This is a genomic window from Candidatus Sulfotelmatobacter sp. (genome assembly GCA_036500765.1).
GTDB lineage: Bacteria > Acidobacteriota > Terriglobia > Terriglobales > Acidobacteriaceae > Sulfotelmatobacter.
The window spans coordinates 1-1,700 of sequence record DASYBM010000006.1 but is presented as its reverse complement, the minus strand read 5'-3'; the positions used below and the strand labels follow the sequence as shown (position 1 = coordinate 1,700).

Below are 1,700 nucleotides of genomic sequence, written 5' to 3'. Positions count from 1 at the left end.
TCCGAGGCCGGCGCCCCTTGAAGGAAGGCATAGCAGCGGAATGGGACTATGGTCCGCTATGGCACTCACCGTGCCAGAAATAGAATTCTGGGAGGTTGACCGCCAATCCTGATGTGACTCAAATTCGATGCAATTGTGAGTGAGGGAAGTGTGGGCGACAATCCACTCGGAAACTCGGGTAGAGCACGCTCGATGAGCTTTGAATGATTATCCGATTGAGTGCTGTAGGGCCCCTGCGAACGACGACGCCCAACGGTTCAGAAGCAAAGCCAGTCGTTCATCCATTTTGTTCAACACCTCTTTGGAAATCGATTTCAGGCGTCCGTCATGCAGGGCGTCCAGCTCGGCATCGAGTCTTAATACGGCAAATGAGATGTAATCGCCCGCAGCTTCTTGATGGCAAGGATCGTCACGATCAGCGCCGCGACCACGACCGCACACGCGACCGCGAAGGTCCGATCCATTCCGGTCTCCGAGATTGGCCGTTGCGAGAACGTGCCCGCAATCTGCGTCCACCAGTAGCCGAACAGTCCCACATCCATCAGCGTGTGCCCGACGATGCAGAAGATGAGCGTGCGGGACATATGCGCCAATGCTCCGAGCAGAATCCCGGCGCCCAGGATTATCGGCACCATGCCTATCAGCGCCCAGTCCTTCGTCAGGTGGATCGCCGTGAAGAACACCGATGAAACCAGGATGGCTATGGCGGCTCCGTGCCGGCGCTCGATCGGTCGCTGCATGTAGCCGCGAAAGCCCGTCTCTTCACAGATGCCCGCGGATGCCGCTGACACTACGACGGCGAGCCAGCGCATCGGCAGAGTGGGAATGAAGGAGAAGTCATAGCCGCGGTGAAACGCTGCAGCCGGGAAGGGCATCAACTGGAACAACACAACCAGTGCCGCGTGGATCGTTGCCGCGAAGAAAACGGCAGCAAGCAATCCCCAGAACCACTGCGCGCCCGATAACTTGCCGACACGAAACGAATCTGCGCGCGTGGCACGCCAACGCTGCGGCGGCCCGCCTCCGCGCGCCCACCAAATGTAACCGCCAAGGAACAGACCTTCAAGGACCGAGGCTCGTGGCACCCCCAGTTTCAGAAGGAGAATCGGCCACAGATTGGCGGCCCCCATTCCGATGACAATGCCGACGACAACTGCCCGGACGACGACGGGGACACGCCTCAAGAATCCGGCTTGCTTCGGGGTCACAGGTTGTCCCATTTCCCTATGAGAACCTGCCTGCCTAAGTCTGCCGCCCCAGCGGAGCAAGTAAGCACGGACGCGAACGCAAGAACGATCACCGGCCTGAGGGTCGAAATCACACTGACCTTATACTCCAATACCGGCCTCGGGCGGCCTATTACCGCCCACCCGGAAACTAGCCGGTTTTTCGTGGGCGACGATGAGGGCCGCATCTTACTTACTCGTAAATCAGCTAGCTTGCGCCCCCGCCACTACTTGGCGCTCGCTGGCGGCACAATGCCGTTCATCCGCAGGTACTCCACCATTTGGCCGTAGTGATCGTTCCCGTGGGCCGCTGCGAAAGCGGCAATCGTCACTCGCGTGCTGAACCCGTCGACCGGCTTGATGGCGACAAACGCATTTTCGGTTGTGATGGTCGCAATGGCCTTATGCGCGTAGACGAACGATGCTTCCAGTGCAGCCACCGCTTCGTCCTTCGTCGTAATGGAGCCGATTGCC

2 protein-coding genes are annotated in these 1,700 nt (G+C 59.3%); both read right to left on the bottom strand.

Annotation, left to right across the window (positions count from 1 at the left end; genetic code table 11):
- Window positions 1–356 precede the first annotated feature (356 nt).
- A complete protein-coding gene (locus VGM18_11610) occupies window positions 357–1,208 on the bottom strand; it encodes a type II CAAX endopeptidase family protein (GenBank protein ID HEY3973645.1) in 852 nt (283 codons plus the stop codon).
- A 245-nt stretch (window positions 1,209–1,453) separates the two neighbouring features.
- The coding region (locus tag VGM18_11605; GenBank protein HEY3973644.1) for a DinB family protein at window positions 1,454–1,700 on the bottom strand (247 nt) is incomplete at its 5' end.